Here is a 550-nt window from a genome sequence, read left to right on the forward strand (position 1 = left end):
CTTACCCGCGAGATCACGCTACTGGACAAGCTCACGGTGATCGACAGCCAGGGACGCTGGCTGGTTAACTCACAGCAATTCATGCGTCAGGATCTGACTAGCGAATTTCGCGAATATTTCATTTACCATCGGGACAATCGCGGCACGGCCGCCTTTGTCGGACCACCGCTGAGGGACCGCACCACTGGCGCCTGGGTCATGACCCTGTCGCGCCGCATAGACAGCCCATCAGGACAGTTTGCCGGCGTTGCCGTTGCCTCGATCAGCCTGGCCTATCTTCAGCGCTTCCACGATCGCTTCGAGCTTGGCAAGGACGGCGCCATCATTCTGATGCTGGCCGAAGGCAAGGTGCTGACACGCCGGCCCGCCGTCGAAAACCTGATAGGCAAGAACATCGCCGACCGGCCCCTGTACCGCGACCACCTTGCCAGAAACCTCGAAGGCAATGCCCTGCTCACGGCGCAGCAGGATGGCATCGAGCGTATCTATGGCTATGTGCAGCTCGCCGATTTCCCCCTGATCGCCGTGGCCGCGCTGGGCAAGGAGGAAG

At 60.9% G+C, this 550-nt stretch carries 1 protein-coding gene; it reads left to right on the plus strand.

Annotated elements, in window-relative coordinates:
- On the plus strand, positions 1-550 hold a 550-nt coding region (locus JK635_RS17710), incomplete at both ends, for a cache domain-containing protein (protein WP_202655275.1).

This window comes from Neobacillus paridis (assembly GCF_016765675.1).
GTDB classification, from domain to species: domain Bacteria; phylum Bacillota; class Bacilli; order Bacillales; family Cytobacillaceae; genus Neobacillus; species Neobacillus paridis.